General features: G+C 44.8%; 15 protein-coding genes and 1 pseudogene. 9 read left to right on the top strand and 7 right to left on the bottom strand.

Going from position 1 to position 16,269, the window contains the following annotated elements:
• Window positions 1-264: 264 nt before the first annotated feature.
• Window positions 265-867, bottom strand: coding sequence for a 2OG-Fe(II) oxygenase (locus ITG10_RS25210; protein WP_017629723.1), 603 nt, complete (start codon window positions 865-867; stop codon window positions 265-267).
• A 364-nt stretch (window positions 868-1,231) separates the two neighbouring features.
• Here ITG10_RS25210 and ITG10_RS25205 point away from each other — a divergent pair, with 364 nt between their 5' ends.
• Window positions 1,232-2,020, top strand: coding sequence for an MBL fold metallo-hydrolase (locus ITG10_RS25205; RefSeq protein WP_248387004.1), 789 nt, complete (start codon window positions 1,232-1,234; stop codon window positions 2,018-2,020).
• Window positions 2,021-2,149: 129 nt separating this feature from the next.
• Here the strand turns inward: ITG10_RS25205 and ITG10_RS25200 are convergent, their stop codons facing one another.
• Window positions 2,150-2,578: a RimK/LysX family protein gene (locus ITG10_RS25200; RefSeq protein ID WP_017631356.1), complete on the bottom strand. Its 429-nt coding sequence runs from the start codon at window positions 2,576-2,578 to the stop codon at window positions 2,150-2,152.
• A gap of 32 nt (window positions 2,579-2,610) precedes the next feature.
• On the bottom strand, window positions 2,611-3,516 hold the full coding sequence (rimK, locus tag ITG10_RS25195) for a 30S ribosomal protein S6--L-glutamate ligase (RefSeq protein ID WP_017631357.1): 906 nt from the start codon (window positions 3,514-3,516) through the stop codon (window positions 2,611-2,613).
• 604 nt (window positions 3,517-4,120) lie between these two features.
• On the opposite strand from rimK, the gene ITG10_RS25190 reads away from it, so the two are divergent.
• Both ITG10_RS25190 and ITG10_RS25185 read left to right on the top strand, forming a co-directional pair.
• Entirely contained in the window at window positions 4,121-5,905 is a 1,785-nt protein-coding gene (locus ITG10_RS25190) for an SgrR family transcriptional regulator (RefSeq protein WP_017631358.1), read from the top strand.
• 178 nt (window positions 5,906-6,083) lie between these two features.
• Window positions 6,084-7,145: an MBL fold metallo-hydrolase gene (locus ITG10_RS25185; protein ID WP_026084303.1), complete on the top strand. Its 1,062-nt coding sequence runs from the start codon at window positions 6,084-6,086 to the stop codon at window positions 7,143-7,145.
• Window positions 7,146-7,278: 133 nt separating this feature from the next.
• Here the strand turns inward: ITG10_RS25185 and ITG10_RS25180 are convergent, their stop codons facing one another.
• The gene (locus tag ITG10_RS25180; protein WP_017631360.1) at window positions 7,279-7,713 is read right to left on the bottom strand and encodes a MarR family winged helix-turn-helix transcriptional regulator; all 435 of its coding nucleotides are present in this window, start codon (window positions 7,711-7,713) and stop codon (window positions 7,279-7,281) included.
• A 97-nt stretch (window positions 7,714-7,810) separates the two neighbouring features.
• Between ITG10_RS25180 and ITG10_RS25175 the strand changes: the two genes are divergently transcribed.
• The 4 genes from ITG10_RS25175 (at window position 7,811) to ITG10_RS25160 (ending at window position 11,243) form a co-directional block, all read left to right on the top strand.
• A complete protein-coding gene (locus ITG10_RS25175) occupies window positions 7,811-8,302 on the top strand; it encodes a DUF2798 domain-containing protein (RefSeq protein ID WP_017631361.1) in 492 nt (163 codons plus the stop codon).
• Window positions 8,303-8,336: 34 nt separating this feature from the next.
• Window positions 8,337-8,642, top strand: coding sequence for a DUF3861 domain-containing protein (locus ITG10_RS25170; RefSeq protein WP_017631362.1), 306 nt, complete (start codon window positions 8,337-8,339; stop codon window positions 8,640-8,642).
• Window positions 8,643-8,847: 205 nt separating this feature from the next.
• Window positions 8,848-9,612, top strand: a complete 765-nt coding sequence (locus ITG10_RS25165; RefSeq protein ID WP_017631363.1) for a hypothetical protein — start codon at window positions 8,848-8,850, stop codon at window positions 9,610-9,612.
• Between the two features lie 272 nt (window positions 9,613-9,884).
• Window positions 9,885-11,243, top strand: coding sequence for a Na+/H+ antiporter NhaC family protein (locus ITG10_RS25160; RefSeq protein ID WP_017631364.1), 1,359 nt, complete (start codon window positions 9,885-9,887; stop codon window positions 11,241-11,243).
• A 68-nt stretch (window positions 11,244-11,311) separates the two neighbouring features.
• Here ITG10_RS25160 and ITG10_RS25155 read toward each other — a convergent pair whose 3' ends face one another.
• Entirely contained in the window at window positions 11,312-12,118 is an 807-nt protein-coding gene (locus ITG10_RS25155; RefSeq protein WP_017631365.1) for a helix-turn-helix transcriptional regulator, read from the bottom strand.
• 86 nt (window positions 12,119-12,204) lie between these two features.
• On the opposite strand from ITG10_RS25155, the gene ITG10_RS25150 reads away from it, so the two are divergent.
• The gene (locus tag ITG10_RS25150; RefSeq protein WP_248387002.1) at window positions 12,205-12,573 is read left to right on the top strand and encodes an MFS transporter; all 369 of its coding nucleotides are present in this window, start codon (window positions 12,205-12,207) and stop codon (window positions 12,571-12,573) included.
• Window positions 12,574-12,584: 11 nt separating this feature from the next.
• Here the strand turns inward: ITG10_RS25150 and ITG10_RS25145 are convergent.
• Window positions 12,585-14,012: pseudogene (locus tag ITG10_RS25145) on the bottom strand (IS66 family transposase).
• Window positions 14,013-14,064: 52 nt separating this feature from the next.
• On the opposite strand from ITG10_RS25145, the gene ITG10_RS25140 reads away from it, so the two are divergent.
• Window positions 14,065-14,988, top strand: a complete 924-nt coding sequence (locus ITG10_RS25140) for an MFS transporter (RefSeq protein WP_248387001.1) — start codon at window positions 14,065-14,067, stop codon at window positions 14,986-14,988.
• An 89-nt stretch (window positions 14,989-15,077) separates the two neighbouring features.
• Here the strand turns inward: ITG10_RS25140 and ITG10_RS25135 are convergent, their stop codons facing one another.
• Window positions 15,078-16,238: a multidrug effflux MFS transporter gene (locus ITG10_RS25135; protein ID WP_026084159.1), complete on the bottom strand. Its 1,161-nt coding sequence runs from the start codon at window positions 16,236-16,238 to the stop codon at window positions 15,078-15,080.
• Window positions 16,239-16,269 lie beyond the last annotated feature (31 nt).

Here is a 16,269-nt window from a genome sequence, read left to right as displayed (position 1 = left end):
GAGGTATTGGATGAGTGTGTTAACGAGACGGTAGGGGTGTCGTTTTAAGCTATCTTGAACAGGGCGTATTTCACTTACGTGGCTAAACCGTTTCACTGCTATGAAAGATTCATTTCGATTTGATTTAAGAGAAAAGTTATTGATGGTTTTGATATTTATTACGTGTGGTTTTTAAGAGGTTTGTTGTTCAATGTTCGTTCAATAAAAAAGCCTCTCGAATGAGAGGCTTTGAATGAGCTAGAGCTTGTAACAATCTGCTTTGTTTTAGTGTGCGATATCGAGTTGGTTGTCTTTCACGCCGTTAATACGGAACCAACCAGCAATACTGAATCGCTCTGTGTTTGTCGGCAGTACCTCGTGTGGGAACTGTTCAGATAAGAACACAAATAAGCGGCCTGACTTTGGTGGAATGGTCGCGATATGATTGTCTTTCAAGTCGTAAACCACAAGTTCACCTGCATCTTCCTCAGACCATTCGTCATTCATGTAGAACACAGTGGTCAGGCGGCGGTTCTCATTGCCTTTAAAGCAGTCTAAGTGCTTCTGGTAGAAGTCACCTTTTTCGTATTTCGCGAAGTGCGCTTCGTATTCAAACAAACCTAAAAAGAACGCTTGGTTTGCTTCTAAACGAATTTGTTCCATTTTGTCTAGGAACAGAGATGCTGGTTCGCCCATGTCACGGCGTACCCACTGAATTTTGTCACTACGAATCGTCGCTTCTCGCGCTACGTCATCGTTACGGCCAATCCTAGCCTTTTTCCAGTTCTCTGGAATGCAATCCCTCAATGCCACCACTTCTTCTTGAGTTAAGAAGTCATCCCAAACGAAATAACCTTGGGTAGAAAGAGCATCGATTAATTGGTTCATGTATAGCACTCAGACAATAAATTAGAGGCGCATATATAGTCCTAATAACTCAGGTCAACAAATCACATGTTTTGTCGTCACGATAAATGGTATTGGCAGCTTGAATCGCAAGGCCTATAGAGCAAGGTTTACGGCACTGAGGGCATTCGATAATGCTGAAAAATATCGGATGAAATAGATGAGCATCTTTGGAATGTGTTCCCATTGTTCTGAGTTGAGTTGAGAAACGTTGTGGATACCAATAGAAATCTTGATTCGAGTTCTCTATCCGGTTTCAGGTTGTTGTGTTAACAAAATGATCACAATTGAAATTGGATTTGCTATGGTATAGGTCTGACCAGTTGGTTTATCACAAGGAGTGGGTTTGCAGCTGCATACCATTAAAGGTTACATCCAAGAGATCTACTTGGTGGAGTACCCAGACAAATTACTGTTGCTTGATGGCGCATGTCGAGCCGACATCCCGCATTTGAAGACTTTCATTGAAACCGAGCTTATGCGTGATTTTTCTGATCTACACACGGTTTTGGTGACACACATGCATCCTGATCACGCAGGAGCAGCGCATAAGCTCAGAAAGCTAACGAACTGTTACTTGGTGGCAGCAAACCGAGACAAAGACTGGTATCACGGTATTGATGGTATCTTGATGCATTTGACGGATCTGGCGCTGGCACGATGGATGGCGAATCGCTTAGGGAAGCCTAAAGCAAACCTATGGTATTCGAGGAAGTTAAAGCCGGACTACAAGCTGTCGGATGGTGAGAGTATTCCGGGTTTTGATGATTGGTTGGTTCTAGAAACACCGGGGCACACTGACAGAGATCTCTCTGTTTATTGCCCATCTCACAGTGTTGCTTATGTGGCAGACCTAATGGTGGAAGTGAAAAAGAAACTGATTCCGCCTTTCCCTATCTTTCATCCTAATAAGTACCGAGAGTCAGTATCTCGTATCTATGACATGCAGCTGGATACCTTGCTGGTGGCGCATGGAGGGCAAGTCGATTTTAGTCAGACAGCCTTTGAGCACTTATTGATGAGCGCTCCAAGAAGACCTGTGACGCATTGGCGGGTAACCAAAATCAAAGCCAAGAAACTGCTGTTATCGATTTGGCGTTTTGGTTTTCAGTCTCATGGTAAATCCAAGAAATAGATAAACCCAAAGTAAAAGCAGAAAATAGAAATTAAAGAATAGAATGCAATAAGGCCAGTCATGAGACTGGCCTTATATCGTTGTGACTAGCTTTAGTTATAACCTGTGGAGAGGTTACGATGACTCGGATTAGTGAGTCAGCAGGAATTCACCCGCTGGGTCGACAATCACTTTGTCACTCATGCCTTGACGACCAAGCAACATCATATAAGTCATATCTTGACGGTTGCTTAGCGTGATATCGATAGGCCATTCCTGACCGCCGATTTTTAGCATGGTTTCAATCACACAACGGTGTTCAACTTCGCCGTTAGATGATTTGATTTTCTTGCTTGTTTTCAGCTTCGCCTTGCAGCGCACTGTCTCTTCTAGGTGGTACACATCTGGGTGAAGATCGAATTCCACGAAGTTCTCACCGTCTGTTTTTACACATAGTAGATTGTCTACGTGTAGAGAAGAGGTTTTAGCCCCTGTATCAACACGTGTATGTAGTCCAGTTATCCCTAACTCTGGTAAGCAAAGTGCTTCAGTATTCCCTATGATCATTTTATTGTTCATGTTATTTCCAATCATGAGTTAACGGCGTTTAATCAGCCTTTGCCACGAGTACGGTTAGCGTTTGGTTTTGCATTTTTCTCGATGAATTCGAAAATCATGTCTGCTACATCTTTACCCGTCGCTTTCTCGATACCTTCTAGGCCTGGAGAAGAGTTCACTTCCATTACCACTGGGCCATTCTTAGATTGTAGAATATCTACACCACATAGGTTTAGCCCCATGATTTTCGCCGCGTTGATCGCTGTAGCGCGCTCTTCTTTAGATAGTTTAACCAGTTGAGCTGTACCGCCACGGTGCAGGTTAGAGCGGAATTCACCCTCACCAGCTTGACGCTTCATTGCTGCGATAACTTTATTGCCAACAACAAAACAACGGATGTCTGCGCCATTTGCTTCTTCAATGAACTCTTGAACCAAGATGTTCGCTTTTAGGCCCATGAACGCTTCGATAACGCTTTCTGCTGCTTTGTTTGTTTCTGCTAGAACAACGCCGATACCTTGAGTGCCTTCAAGAAGCTTGATAACCAGTGGCGCGCCACCTACGTTTTTTATCAAGTCTTGAATCTTGTCTGGGCGGCTAGCGAAACCTGTTTTTGGTAAGCCAATACCTTTACGAGACAACAGTTGTAGTGAGCGCAGTTTGTCGCGAGAACGACTGATTGCTACTGACTCGTTGATACAAAAAGTGCCCATCATTTCGAATTGGCGAACAACCGCAGTTCCGTAAAAGGTAATGGAAGCGCCAATACGTGGAATAACAGCATCGTATTGAGGTAGCTCTTCACCCATGTAGCGAATCTTCGGATTGTTACTCGCGATATCTATATCACAGTGCAGCGTGTCGATAACATCGACCTGGTGACCACGTGCTTCTCCAGCCGCTTTTAAGCGAGAAGTAGAGTATAGATTTTCGTTGCGAGAAAGAATTGCGATACGCATGGCGTTTCCTTAGTTAATACCTGATTGGTAACTGCAAATAAATTAGTTGTTAGCTGAGCTTTCAGTTTTTTCTGAGGCTCCTTGCTTGCTTCGGGGCGAACCTTAAGGCTTTTCGTTTAACTAAGAAAACGAATTAAATTTGTCGAGTCGACAACAGAAATTTATCGAATGTGTGAGCTATTGGTACAACAGGCTTGAGAGGGGATTTGGATTGGAAAAGCGAGTTGAGACCTAACTCATATTGGGGGTAGGAGCATATTAGGTTGTGCTCAACTCGCGTTAACTCGGTGCTAAAAAGTGTACTAATAACGCCAGTTACATAGCTCTATAAGTGTTCGTAGTGCTTCTCTTTCGAGCTTGCTACAGGTGCTTTTTAACTTATTAAGATAGTATTTTCTCATGATGATTACTTCTCTTGTATTAGGCTTTGGTGGGAACTCGACGCTCCCTGCTGACTCATTAATTATGGTTGTTTAATAGGAAGTAATAAACAGATGGAATTTTAGTAAGTTGTTCCTGTTTTTGTCTTTTAGCGCTACTTTTTGGTCGATGTGTTTTATAATGGGCTTAATCAGGAAGGGTTGTTTCTAAAAAGGTTCATTATTTGTCTGATCTAAACATGATGCGTTACTACACAAGGCTGGATTCGTTCGAGCCTAATCTCTCACATTCGGTGACCTTAACTGAAGTCGCAGACAAGCTGTTCACCAGTTTGCGTCACGCTCGAACCTTGTTAGGTAAGATGCATCAAGCTGAATGGGTGGTGTGGGAACCAAAAGTTGGCAGGAATCAACGATCTAACCTGATCTTACGCTTTAGCAACCAAGAGCTGACGCAACATGTTGCTGGCAAATTGATAGAGCAGGGCAAATACGAAAAAGCCCTCTCGATTCTAGACAATGACCGCGCAATATTTGGTTCTCTCCTTCAAGAAACCTCGGGCGCGACAATGCGTGAAGGGCTGCTACATGTCCAATTAACCTATAAACGTAAGTTTGAAGACCTGTTCCCACACCATATTCACCGCAGTAGTGAACGATTTTTGATCAGGCAAGTATTCAGTTGCCTCGTCACTTGTAATGGCAAAGGCGAGTTGAAGCCTGAGTTAGCGCACCATTGGGAATATGATGCTGAGAAGTTGGTTTGGACCTTTTATTTGCGCCCCGGACTAACCTTCCACGATGGACAGCCAGTTGATGCTAAACAGTTAGTCTCGCTGTTTTCAGCCTTGCAAACCTTACCTTTCTATCAAACAGAGTTAGCTCATGTTGCTTCGGTTTACAGTGAGCAGCCGTTAAGGATCAGCTTCCAACTCACCAAAGCAGACACCGGCTTCGCGGGCTTGTTGGCTGGCGTTAAGTATTCGATTCAACCCGCAGCGCAAGTGACCCGTGAGCCATCACCATTAAGCTCCGTGTCTCACGCGGTGGTGGGCACAGGCCCGTTCAAAGTGGTCGAAACCAATAATGAACGTATCAAGCTTGCTGCATTTGAGCACTATTATGGTTGTCGCTCTTTAACGGATGAAGTGACCATTTGGCAGTTCGAAGAGTCTATGACGGGCAGTGCTCGCTTCGACGACAGCCAGATGCAGGTGTCACCTTATGAAGACTCATCTTGTTTTCACCAGTTAGGGAAAAGTGACGTAGAACTTGTGTCTGCGGAAACCGATGGTCTTCGTAGCCGAGTTGAAGATGGTTGTTTGTTTATCCTGTTCAATCAAAACTCAGCGACGAACCCGTTAAGCGACGAGCAGCGTAAGTACGTTTCTGGGCTTGCAAACCCACAAGCTATTTTGTCTCAATTAGAACAAAATCAAGGCTTGTTTAGTGTGTCTTTAGCTCAGAACATACTACCAAGTTGGCAGAAACTGTATCGAACCCCTTCGAAAGAGACGGAAATGCCCAAGAAGATGAGCATTGCCGTTTACAATTATTACGCGCTCTATCGTTGTGCCATCTGTGTATCAGACATCCTCAAACGATATGGAGTGGAAGTTGAAGTGAATACCTACAGCTTTCGCGAACTGGCGCAGTTATCGCAGAGTGGCGATTTAAAAGAAGACTTGGTGCTGTGTAACTTAAACTTAGACGACAATGCGCCATCTTCACTGTTCTCGTGGTTGATGAATGATCCTGTTTTGCACTCTGCACTAGGAGACATGAACAGCGACTGGCTCAAGCAACGTTTAGATCATCACAAAGCGTCGGTTGAACTACCCAATTACCTAGCAGAACTAGAGCCTATCGCATCGACATTGATCTCTGATTATTGGTTAGTACCAATGTTCCACCACCTACAAACCGTGCGTTTCCAAGGCATCTTGAAAAACGTCGCCATCACCAACTGGGGATGGCCCGACTTCAAGAATGTATGGTCTGCTGACTAACCTTGCCTACCAAATAGAGTAACTCCTCTCCAAAGTCGGTTTTTCCAAAATCGGTTTTGGCACGCCCACGTTTAGATAAAACAAAATTACACTCACTGGTTTACTTTTGTTTTTTGGTATGTAAACTAGCCAGTGTAGTTTTTGGGTTGGGTCTTTCCCAACGGTTGAAGAGATACCAATGAAAAAATATCTATTACCGATTTTAGGAGTACTTGCCGTGGTCGCTATCGTAAGCACAGGTTCACAATCAAATGACAATCTAGATAAGCTTCCAAAGAAGTTTGCTAACAGTGAGTTAGAGTACAAATCGGGCATGTCTGATATTTTTTCAATCTTGAAAGCGTATGTAACCGTGGAAAGGAATGAGCCAGTGCCACGCGCAGCATTGCCTTTAATGCCGATGACAGCTGAGCAATTGATCGAAGAGCAAGAAGACGTTGCGTACCGCTTAGGTCACTCAAGTGTGATGATGAAGCTGGATGGCAAGCTCGTGATGACCGACCCTGTGTTCAGTGACCGTGCATCGCCAGTTCAATGGATGGGGCCAAAGCGCTTCCACCCAACGCCAATCTCACTGCAAGAACTGCCTGATATTGATGTGGTGGTGATCAGCCACGACCATTACGACCATTTAGATAAAGGTGCCGTAAAGGTATTAGCCGACAAAGTGGGTACGTTTTTGGTGCCACTCAGAGTCGGTGCACTACTGGAAAAGTGGGGCGTGGATAAAGAAAAGATCATTGAGTTGAACTGGTGGGAATCGGCAACAGCCTCAGATATCGAGTTCACCTTGACGCCGACACAGCACTTCTCTGGCCGTGGCTTGCTTGACCGTGACCAAACCCTATGGGGTAGCTGGGTGATTAATGCTTCAGACAAAAAAGTATTCTTTAGTGGTGACTCTGGTTATTTCAATGGCTTTAAAGAGATTGGTGAGCGTTTCGGACCGTTTGATTTAACCATGGTAGAAACGGGCGCGTACAACTCGCTTTGGGCCGATATTCATATGTTCCCAGAGCAGAGCGTTCAAGCGCACATTGACCTTCAAGGCAAGGTGATGATGCCAATCCACAACAGCACCTTTGATCTTTCTATGCATGACTGGCAAGACCCAATGGAACAAGCTCTCGCGATAAGCAAGGAGCGAGATGTACAGATGGTGAGCCCTGTGATGGGTGAACGACTCGTCATTTCAGAACCAGTACCAGTTCAAGCTTGGTGGAAACTGGCATCGAATTAGAGCTTGTATCAAGCTAGATATAGCTAAACCGCTAAACAGTACAAACCCAGCTCATACACAAAACGCCACCGATCGTAGGATTCGGTGGCGTTTTTGCTTTTTGAAACGAGTGACTTGTTCGAAAGGTCTTCTTCTACTTAGAGCAACTTTCCAGATTCTTAGCCATTTTGTTGGCGATTTTTCGGAACTGTTCTAGCTCATCTTCGGCCATGCCTTTGGTCATTCTCTGCAGCATCTCTCGATCAATATTCGAGACCTTACCCATGATCTCTTCACCCTTATCGGTCAGAACCAATAACTGGCTACGCTTGTCTTCTGGGTTTGGAGACTTCTTCACAAGCTCTTGATTGATCAAGGCGTTAACTAATCTCGTGACCTGTGCTTTATCGCGATTTAAGAAGTGCGCGATATCGATAGCCGTACATGGAGACTTCTTGGTGATGATCTTCATGACACGAATGTTCATGGGTGCGATCTCAGAATCCAAGCTCTCAATCTGTTCGCTCATTTGACGTTTCAAAGAGTGCACTAAGCGAAAGATGGATTCTAGCGATGTGTTATCAGACATAAACGATCCTCAGAAAAGTAGTTGACAATATCAACTACTGTATTTATAGTTGACATTATCAACTTAATTGTTCGTAAATTCAAGACAGGAAATAGATATGACGATTCAAGCAACACTAACGCCAACTCTTCCTGAGCAAAAAGGCACACCCGTTTTATACAAAATTATGGTCATGATGAGCTTAATGCTAACCATTGGCGGCAGCTTAACGGCCGTGATGACCTACATGAATGTCGGATTTGGTGAGGCATTCATCGGCAACTGGCTCTCTTCGTTAGCTCTAGTTGTCGTGATTATGATGCCAATTGGCATGGTAATGATGACTTTAGTGACTAAGTTGGTCGCCAAGGTATTACCCAATTACGGCGAGAAAGCTCGCAACCTAATCGTGGGATTGATTATGGCGTTTATCATGGAGTCCATCATGGCATTTGTAACAGCGGCAAATAACATTGGATTTTCGGATACATCGGCGTTTACCAGTGGATGGTTTAATGGATTTATTGCCGCACTTCCCATTGGCCTTGCGATCATGGTCGTAATGTCGATGACGGTTAAACCTAAGCTCGAACGATTCATGAAGAGCTAACCAAAACACTTTTTAAGCATTTTAGGAGATCCACATGAAAGCATTCACAGGCAAACACAATAACTACCGTATCATTATTGAAGAAGTGAACATCAAAGAAGATCGTGAACTGCAAACCATGCAGTTTGAAATTGAAGACAGAGAAAATATGTTCGCGATTGTTGAGAAGATCAGACAAGACAGCGGCTTAGACGAGCAATCAGCAGCGCGACTAGGAGTGAGCATTCGCTTGCTAGGCCCATTGATGATGCAAGATAGAAAACATCCTCTGTTTGTTGATTTCATGCCTCACTTCAGAAACTTCATGCAGAATTTGAAGAAGACGTTGAAAGGGCAGTAAAGCCCAATCATCAGTAATACATCGAAAAGCCAGTAACGAACTTACTGGCTTTTTTGTCTTTAAATCAAAATAATTTCAGTTGTTTGCGTCTAGAATATGCGAAAATTGATGTCTGAATTTTCGGTGCTGCATCGTTGTTGAATTGTCTATTCAAGCTTTAATAAATCCGATATTATACGGGTCATAAAACTAAGGGTGGTATTATATGACAAATATATTTAAGCAAGCGGCTGAAGAACTGCTAAGTCGCCGCGTTGCGGGAACCAAAGCACCAAGATTGAACGAACAATACCGTCCGAACAACTTGGAAGATGCGCTAAAGATCCAATCATCAATGATCGATCTCAAGAGCGACAAAGTCGGTGGTTGGAAGTGTTTACTTCCTCTGGCTGAAGACAAGTTTGTTGTTGCGCCTATCTTTTCAGGTAGCGTTCAACAAGGTGAAGTTTGCGAACTGTTTGCTGACAACAACGTAGTGCGTGTTGAGCCTGAAATTGCATTTACACTTGCTAAGAGCCTGCCTGCAAACCAAGAAGGCTACAGCGAAGAGCAAATCAACGATGCTATCGGCTCTTGCCACATGGCACTTGAGTTGATGCAGTCTCGTTTTGCTGATGACAGCGGTGCAGAGTTCTACGAAAAGCTTGCTGATGGCCTAGTTAACCAAGGTTTGTTCATTGGCCCAGAGATTGATCGTGAAAAAGCGTTTACTTCTGCTGAGATCAATATCGAAGTGACTCAAGGCGAACAAGTTCAAGCGTTCGCAGGTAAGCACCCAAATACATTACCACCAAGCCCTATCTACTGGCTGATTAACTACATGACTCGTCGTGGCGTTGATTTCCAAGCGGGTGAAGCAATCATCACGGGTTCATACTGCGGTATCGTGGAGATGGGCTTCGATAAGCCAACGACCTTCCACTACGAAGGCATTGGTGAATACCAAGTGACGTTCCAACAAAAAAACTAAGTAAGAAAAAGCTAAATTAGCAACAGCACTAAGCAAGCAAAGGCTAGCTTTTGTGTAAACGCTATCTGTTCTCGAAAAGACATCGGTTCTCGAGAAGCAATCTGTTCTCAAAAGGCTATTTACTGGTGAGTAAATAGCCTTTTCTATTATGTGATGTTCAATAGTGTGCCTATTACTTTGCATTAAATTGGGCGTTTAGACGTCTAGACGTTGACAAGCCCTAAGTGTGACATTAGTCTGCTCACCTTCCTGTTCTATTGTGTTGTCGTTCCATGTCCAATTCGAAAAATTCTAATGCGGTAATTGCCCCTTCGGCAGTGGCGCTTATCCCTTTGATCGTGTTCCTTGCGCTGTTTATTGGCGTAGGTACGTACTTGTCACTGCAAGGCGTCGATTTTGCTTTCTATCAGCTTCCTGCGCCGATTGCGGCTTTGCCTGCTGTGATGTTGGCGTTGTTGCTCAACAAAGATAAATTGAACCGTGCTATCGAACAGTTCTTAGGTGGAGTCGGTCATAAAGACATTATCGCAATGTGTATGATCTACCTATTGGCGGGTGCTTTTGCGGCTGTGGCTAAAGCGTCTGGCGGCGTTGACGCGACGGTAAATCTTGGTCTATCTGCGATTCCGACAAGCATGATCCTACCAGGTATCTTCCTAATTTCTGCTTTCATCGCGACAGCAATGGGTACTTCTATGGGTACCATCGCCGCGGTAGCCCCTGTTGCATTAGGCATTGCAGACTCAGCAGGCATGAGCATCCCACTAACAGCTGGTGTTGTGTTAAGTGGTGCGATGTTTGGTGACAACCTTTCTATCATCTCTGATACCACGATTGCCGCGACACGTTCGCAAGGCTGTGAGATGAGAGATAAGTTTAAAGAGAACATCCGAATTGCACTTCCTGCTGCATTGATTGCGATTGTTATCTTTGCTTTCAATAGCACAGCAACTCAAGTGCCTGAAACGGGTCCAATCGAGTGGCTTAAAGTTCTGCCGTACATCACTATTTTGATTCTTGCAGTATCGGGCATGAATGTGTTCGTTGTGCTAACAATTGGTATTCTGCTGGCAGGTGGTGTGAGCCTGGGTTCTGTTGAGAACTATGGTTTGACGGATTACGCTCAAGATATCTATGCAGGCTTCGGTAATATGCAGGAAATCTTCCTACTATCGATGCTGATTGGTGGTTTGAGTGAGCTGATGCGTCGCCAAGGCGGACTTGCGTTCCTGACTAACCTTGTAAGCGGTGTGATTCGTGCGTTTGGTTCTTCACACTCTAAGCAAGCGAATGGTCGTGCGAGCGAGCTAGGTATCGCTGGCTTGGTGTCTATGGTTAACATGTGTACTGCAAACAACACAGTAGCGATTATTGTATCTGGTAGCGTGGCTCGCCAACTGGCGGAAGAGAACAACGTGTCTCCGCGTCGCTCAGCAAGCTTGTTGGATATCTTCTCTTGTGTGATTCAAGGTGTGTTGCCTTACGGTGCGCAGGTGTTGCTATTAGGTTCGGTATTCAACCTATCACCGCTAGAGATTGTTTCTAACTCGTACTACTGTTTTGCGCTTGCTATCGTGGCTGTTGTTGCTGTGTTTATCAAACACCCAGCGCGTCAAACTGCAACTGCATAACGAGACCTCGTTTCTATCAGAAGGCGCCTTAATCGGCGCCTTTTTAGTGTCTGTTATTACTAAGCAGTCTACAAAGGGTCATTGAAAAACTTACCCGGAGTGACCCCGAAGTTGAGTTTAAAGAGCTGATTGAACGCACTTAAACTGGAAAAACCACAGCTCAAAGCAACGGTCGTAACGGGTTGATTATTTGCCAATAATTTCAATGCGCTAAACAATCTAGCTTGCTGTCGATAATCGATAAATGACACCCCTAAATCACTTCTAAACATACGACTCAGTGTTCGACTGCTGACGTTGGCTCGCTCAGCCCACTCCTTTAATGATTGGTTATTTGAGGGATCTTCTAGGATCGCTTCGCAGATTGGCACTAAGCGTTTATCGGAAGGAATCGGAATATTTACTGACGCTTGCGGTGCGACTTTCAGTTGATCCAATACCACTTGTATCAAGTTTCGATAAGGCTGACTGAAGAGATCTTGATCTTCCTGTTCGGCATACCCAGAAAGGTGATTGATGATCTCCCTCAGCATGGCTGATATGTTGAGCACACAACTTTCACTGGGTAAGTCGAGATCGATGTCTTGATGCAGGTAGAGGTTTTTCATCTCTGCATCGCCATACATGTAAACCTTGTGTTTTAGATAAGTGGGAACCCAAACCGCGCGTTGTGGTGGAATCAGCCACAAGTCATTTTCTGTCTCTACCGCCATGACACCACTGCGTGCGCATACTAATTGATGATAACGGTGGAAGTGCCAATCGATAACAAACCCATTCGAATATGATTTGGGCACCACGACAGCAGGTCTCTGATCAATGTCCAAGGTAATCGCATTTGACGTTGAACCGATGGCTTTGGGTGTTTGGCTCATTTGAGTAAAAGATTGTCTTATCGTGGTCTATGAGACAAATCATAGACAGTTAAACTTCTGATGTCATCGATTAATAAGGTTCTATCATGAAGCGTTTACTCAATTCGTTATCTCTCAATCTTGGCCACGGCCTCAATCATTATGTTTTGCTTATTTTCCCAAGTGCCGTGCTGACGTTGCATTTAGAATGGGGGATGGGCTATGCCGAGCTTTTGAGTGTAGGCAGTGCAGCAATGATCGTTTATGGCGTGATGTCTTTACCCGTAGGCTGGCTTGCCGACTATTGGAGTCGCACAGGATTAATGAAGGCATTCTTTTTTGGGACAGGTACAGCAGCTATTGCTACTGGGTTTACCCAAGATGTTTTTCAAATTAGCGTTGGCCTGTGTGTTATCGGTTTGTTTGCCTCTATCTACGTAACCGTTCACCAAGGCAACTTGACTTCTCATGACTGAGAGGAACGATACTACAGATTAAAAACGTTCGGGTACGGTTTCTTCTCAACAACAGAAGTGATGATTTCACTCAGAACTGACATTGCTGATAGACCGCGCTTTTTGCAGGTTTCGATAAGTGTATGAATACGGCTACGGAATTTATCGCCTGCATCTGAGGTCGTTCCGAAGCTGATTTTCCTTTGAATGACAAAACCTCTAATACATCGTTCAGCTTCATTATTGGTTAAGGGGATTGATGTTTTCTTGAGAAAAACCCACAAGCTCTCTCTATGTTTGAGCAGTAACTTGCATCGGCCCCGATACCGCTTGACCATGACATCTGTCCCTTTGCTCAACCAATGATCGAACGATTTTTGTAGCCTGTGCATTCGCCGCAAGTACAGTGAATAATCCAATTCACCTTGCTCATAACGATGCCGAGTATGGAAAATGGCGTTCGTTAACAAACAAAGATGTTTACCAATATAAGCAGTGTGGCCACCGCCACTATAATCCGCCATTTGCTGAAGGTTGCGCTTCACATGTGCCCAACATAACTGATGACGGTCTGCGGCTATCCAGTTATAGCTTGGACACTGGTCGCTCACCACAATGCCTGCATAGTCTTCATCAATGACCTTTTTCGCTGAGGAGGTCGAGCGCGAATAGAGTATTTGTTCATAGACAAGGTCATCACTTGCCACTAACCAACACCAACGCAGGCTCGTTTCATCATTTCGGTGATGAGAGGTTTCGTCAGCATGAATCAAAGGCGCTTTCTTTAACGCCTTTTTATCGCTTGATGCAATGGCGTTAACATTGAAGCGACTTTCGTTTGCGCTTCACTAATCGCGCCGACCGAAAAGGTTGTGCCAAGCTGGTTTCTTTGAGCAGTGATTGGATTTTCCGAACACTGAGGTGATATTGCCCCGCAAGAACCCCAATGTAACTTAATAAGTTCGGCCCTATAATCCCTTGAGATGCATCGTCAGGCTTTTGAGCCTTTACGGTTTCTTTGCAGTGCCGACATTGACCTGAAAACAAACGGTATTCGGTGATATCGACAGTGGGTTTTGGAATATCGAAGACCTGATGGCGATAGTATGGCCCACCTTGTACCTCAATGTCAGATTGAGCGCAGCAAGGACAAGTTTCAGGGAAACAGTCAATAATGACATCCGTTTTCTTTAACGGTGAGAGCTTTCGTTGATGCCCTGTGTGGCCTTGTTTAGCTCCTCTCGAATTGCGACCACCAGAGCTTTCAACTTTTTCCGGTCATGGCGATCTTTAGGATTGTCTGATGAAGGAGATTTTGAAGAGTTTTTGGAGCTAGTGGTTAGCTTATCTTCATAATGTCGGAGCTGTTCCCACAGCTCATCAATAAGCACCTTAGCCTCATTCAAATCCGAGACTTCAGGTGGTGCTTCTTGGTATTTAGGTGCTTTTTTTCTAGTCATGAAACTATGATGGCTTCCTAGAAGGATCACTCAATACTAAAAGTGGGATCAAGTGCGTAATGTCACACTTTTTGTGTCAATAGGGTTTGGTGAACACTTACCTATCTACCATCCCGTTGGCACTGCACTTGTTTTTGGTTCTTCCGAAAAAACGGGTAGAGCGATTGCCGTTAATGGCTTGTATGGCAATCTGGGGTTAGCGCTAGCGGCAGTAGTGACTGCGTATTTATCACAGACATTTTCTTGGAGGCTGTCATTCATTCTCCCCGGCGTTGCCTGTATTTTGGTGGGCGTCGTGTACTGCTTTGTGTATGACGTAAAATCCTGCCAGCGCAAGGTGAAAAAGAATGACAAAGCGCAGGGATTAGCTGCAAATAAGATTGCTCGTCTAATCGTCTGTATTGGATTGATAGCTTTTGTCGGTGGTCTTGTTTTTCAAACCACAACAACATCTCTGCCTAAGGTGTTGAATACAGAACTAACTTCATCAATTGGCTTCTCAGGAGCTCTGACGACGTTCATTTTTGTATGTGCTGCTTTCATTCAGCTGTCGATTGGAGAACTGATTGAGCGGATGGCGGTTAAAAAGCTGTTGGTGTTGATTACGGGCTGCCAGTTGGTGTTTTTGCTTCTAGCAACGATAGTACAGGGTTGGTGGCTTATTCCGGTGTTTATGGGGCTGATGCTTAGCACCTATGCGCAAATCCCCGTTAACGACTGGTTGATTGGGCATTATTCAGCCCCAGCGTGGCGATCTCGAATCTATGCACTGAAATACACCTTGAGCTTCAGCACCGCGCCAATTGCCTATTGGCTTATTTCTTCTGTCTACTCAGCAACAGCAGGGTTTACAGTGATGTTCTTGGTACTAGCGGTCGGGATGTTCACTGCTGTGTCCGCTGCCTTGTTGATTCCGAATTTGTCTGCCCACGAAAATGAGCCAGAACAGAACGAACTATCGAAAGCAGATTGTTGATAGTGAGTGAACGTGTTTGAGGCTAAACCTAAAAGAAAACCGCCCAAGTGGGCGGTTTCGTGTTTGGTATTGAGGTTACTTGAACAACCTTAATTCAGTTTCGTCGTCACATACTCTTTGTTTCTAACCATTAGCCACATTAAGCCACCTAAGGTGCCGACGGATAATTGGATAAAGCCAAGGTTTTCAATCAGCGAGTCTGGGCGGATTGAAACTAAGACCATGCCTAGCGAGCCACAGATCATGCTAAAGAACTGAATCAGTGCAACTGCAGAGCCTGTGTCGTGATCTTGTTGGTTCAGCATTAAGTTGGTGCCGGGTACTCGCATTATGATGGCCATTAAAGTGGCAGGGGCTGCGATGAAAGCAAAGAACCAAGGTGATAAGCCACCAACAGTCAGAGTGAAGATTCCGGCGATCGCCAGTAGAGCAAAACACCCTGTAATGACCTTTTGAACTGGCATTCGATAGGACAACTTCATGTAAATGGTTGGTCCGAATGAGGCGCACAATGCGTTGAATGCGAACGCGTAGCTGAACTGTTGTTCTGTTAGCCCGAAGTCATTGATGCAGATATAAGATCCGGCAGCCAGAAAGCCCATCAGTGCCATCGGCGTGATAGAGAAAATAACCAGTAGCTTGACGAACGAGCGGTTTTTCATGACCACGCCCATTCTTCCCCATGAACGGAACATGGAACCTTGGTACTTGGTTTCGAGCGTTTCTCGATAGCAGAACGCTAATACTGAGGCAAACGCACCAAAAATCGCGAGAGTGACGAACATCATTCTCCAAGACGCGATTTTCAGTAGGAAGGCACCAAATACGGGCGCGACCATTGGCGCGATGATCACTAGTGACATGATGGTCGCCATGATCTTTTCGCGTTCTCGACCTTCATAAAGATCTTTCACAATGGCGGTGGCAATAACCGTAATGGCACTGCCTGCAAACGCTTGGAAGACGCGAGCGCCAATCAATTGCTCGATGCTGTTGGTCATTGCGCATATCACGCTCGCGACCATATAGCTTGCTAAGCCAATCAATAGGATAGGTTTGCGGCCAAATTTTTCACTGAGTGGTCCCCAGAATAACAGGCCTACAGCATAGGTAACGAAGTAGCTGCTTAGGGTTAGGTTGACCATCGATTGATCGGTATTGAACACCTCAACCATTTGCGGAAGTGCTGGCAAATACAGGTCGATGGTCAATGGAGGAAACGCACTGATGATGACGAGGAAAAATAGCATACCGGTCTTACCCAGTACTGGTTGTGGTTTC

Source organism: Vibrio sp. ED004 (genome assembly GCF_023206395.1).
Classification (GTDB): domain Bacteria; phylum Pseudomonadota; class Gammaproteobacteria; order Enterobacterales; family Vibrionaceae; genus Vibrio.
This window is presented reverse-complemented; position numbering and strand designations above follow the sequence as displayed.

Bases quoted from the DNA above. Each gene is read 5' to 3' on its own strand.
- ITG10_RS25210 (WP_017629723.1), bottom strand. From the start codon at position 867: ATGAACCAATTAATCGATGCTCTTTCTACCCAAGGTTATTTCGTTTGG.
- ITG10_RS25200 (WP_017631356.1), bottom strand. From the start codon at position 2,578: ATGAACAATAAAATGATCATAGGGAATACTGAAGCACTTTGCTTACCA.
- rimK (WP_017631357.1), bottom strand. From the start codon at position 3,516: ATGCGTATCGCAATTCTTTCTCGCAACGAAAATCTATACTCTACTTCT.
- ITG10_RS25185 (WP_026084303.1), top strand. From the start codon at position 6,084: ATGAAAAAATATCTATTACCGATTTTAGGAGTACTTGCCGTGGTCGCT.
- ITG10_RS25180 (WP_017631360.1), bottom strand. From the start codon at position 7,713: ATGTCTGATAACACATCGCTAGAATCCATCTTTCGCTTAGTGCACTCT.
- ITG10_RS25175 (WP_017631361.1), top strand. From the start codon at position 7,811: ATGACGATTCAAGCAACACTAACGCCAACTCTTCCTGAGCAAAAAGGC.
- ITG10_RS25170 (WP_017631362.1), top strand. From the start codon at position 8,337: ATGAAAGCATTCACAGGCAAACACAATAACTACCGTATCATTATTGAA.
- ITG10_RS25165 (WP_017631363.1), top strand. From the start codon at position 8,848: ATGACAAATATATTTAAGCAAGCGGCTGAAGAACTGCTAAGTCGCCGC.
- ITG10_RS25160 (WP_017631364.1), top strand. From the start codon at position 9,885: ATGTCCAATTCGAAAAATTCTAATGCGGTAATTGCCCCTTCGGCAGTG.
- ITG10_RS25155 (WP_017631365.1), bottom strand. From the start codon at position 12,118: ATGAGCCAAACACCCAAAGCCATCGGTTCAACGTCAAATGCGATTACC.
- ITG10_RS25150 (WP_248387002.1), top strand. From the start codon at position 12,205: ATGAAGCGTTTACTCAATTCGTTATCTCTCAATCTTGGCCACGGCCTC.
- ITG10_RS25135 (WP_026084159.1), bottom strand. From the start codon at position 16,238: ATGCTATTTTTCCTCGTCATCATCAGTGCGTTTCCTCCATTGACCATC.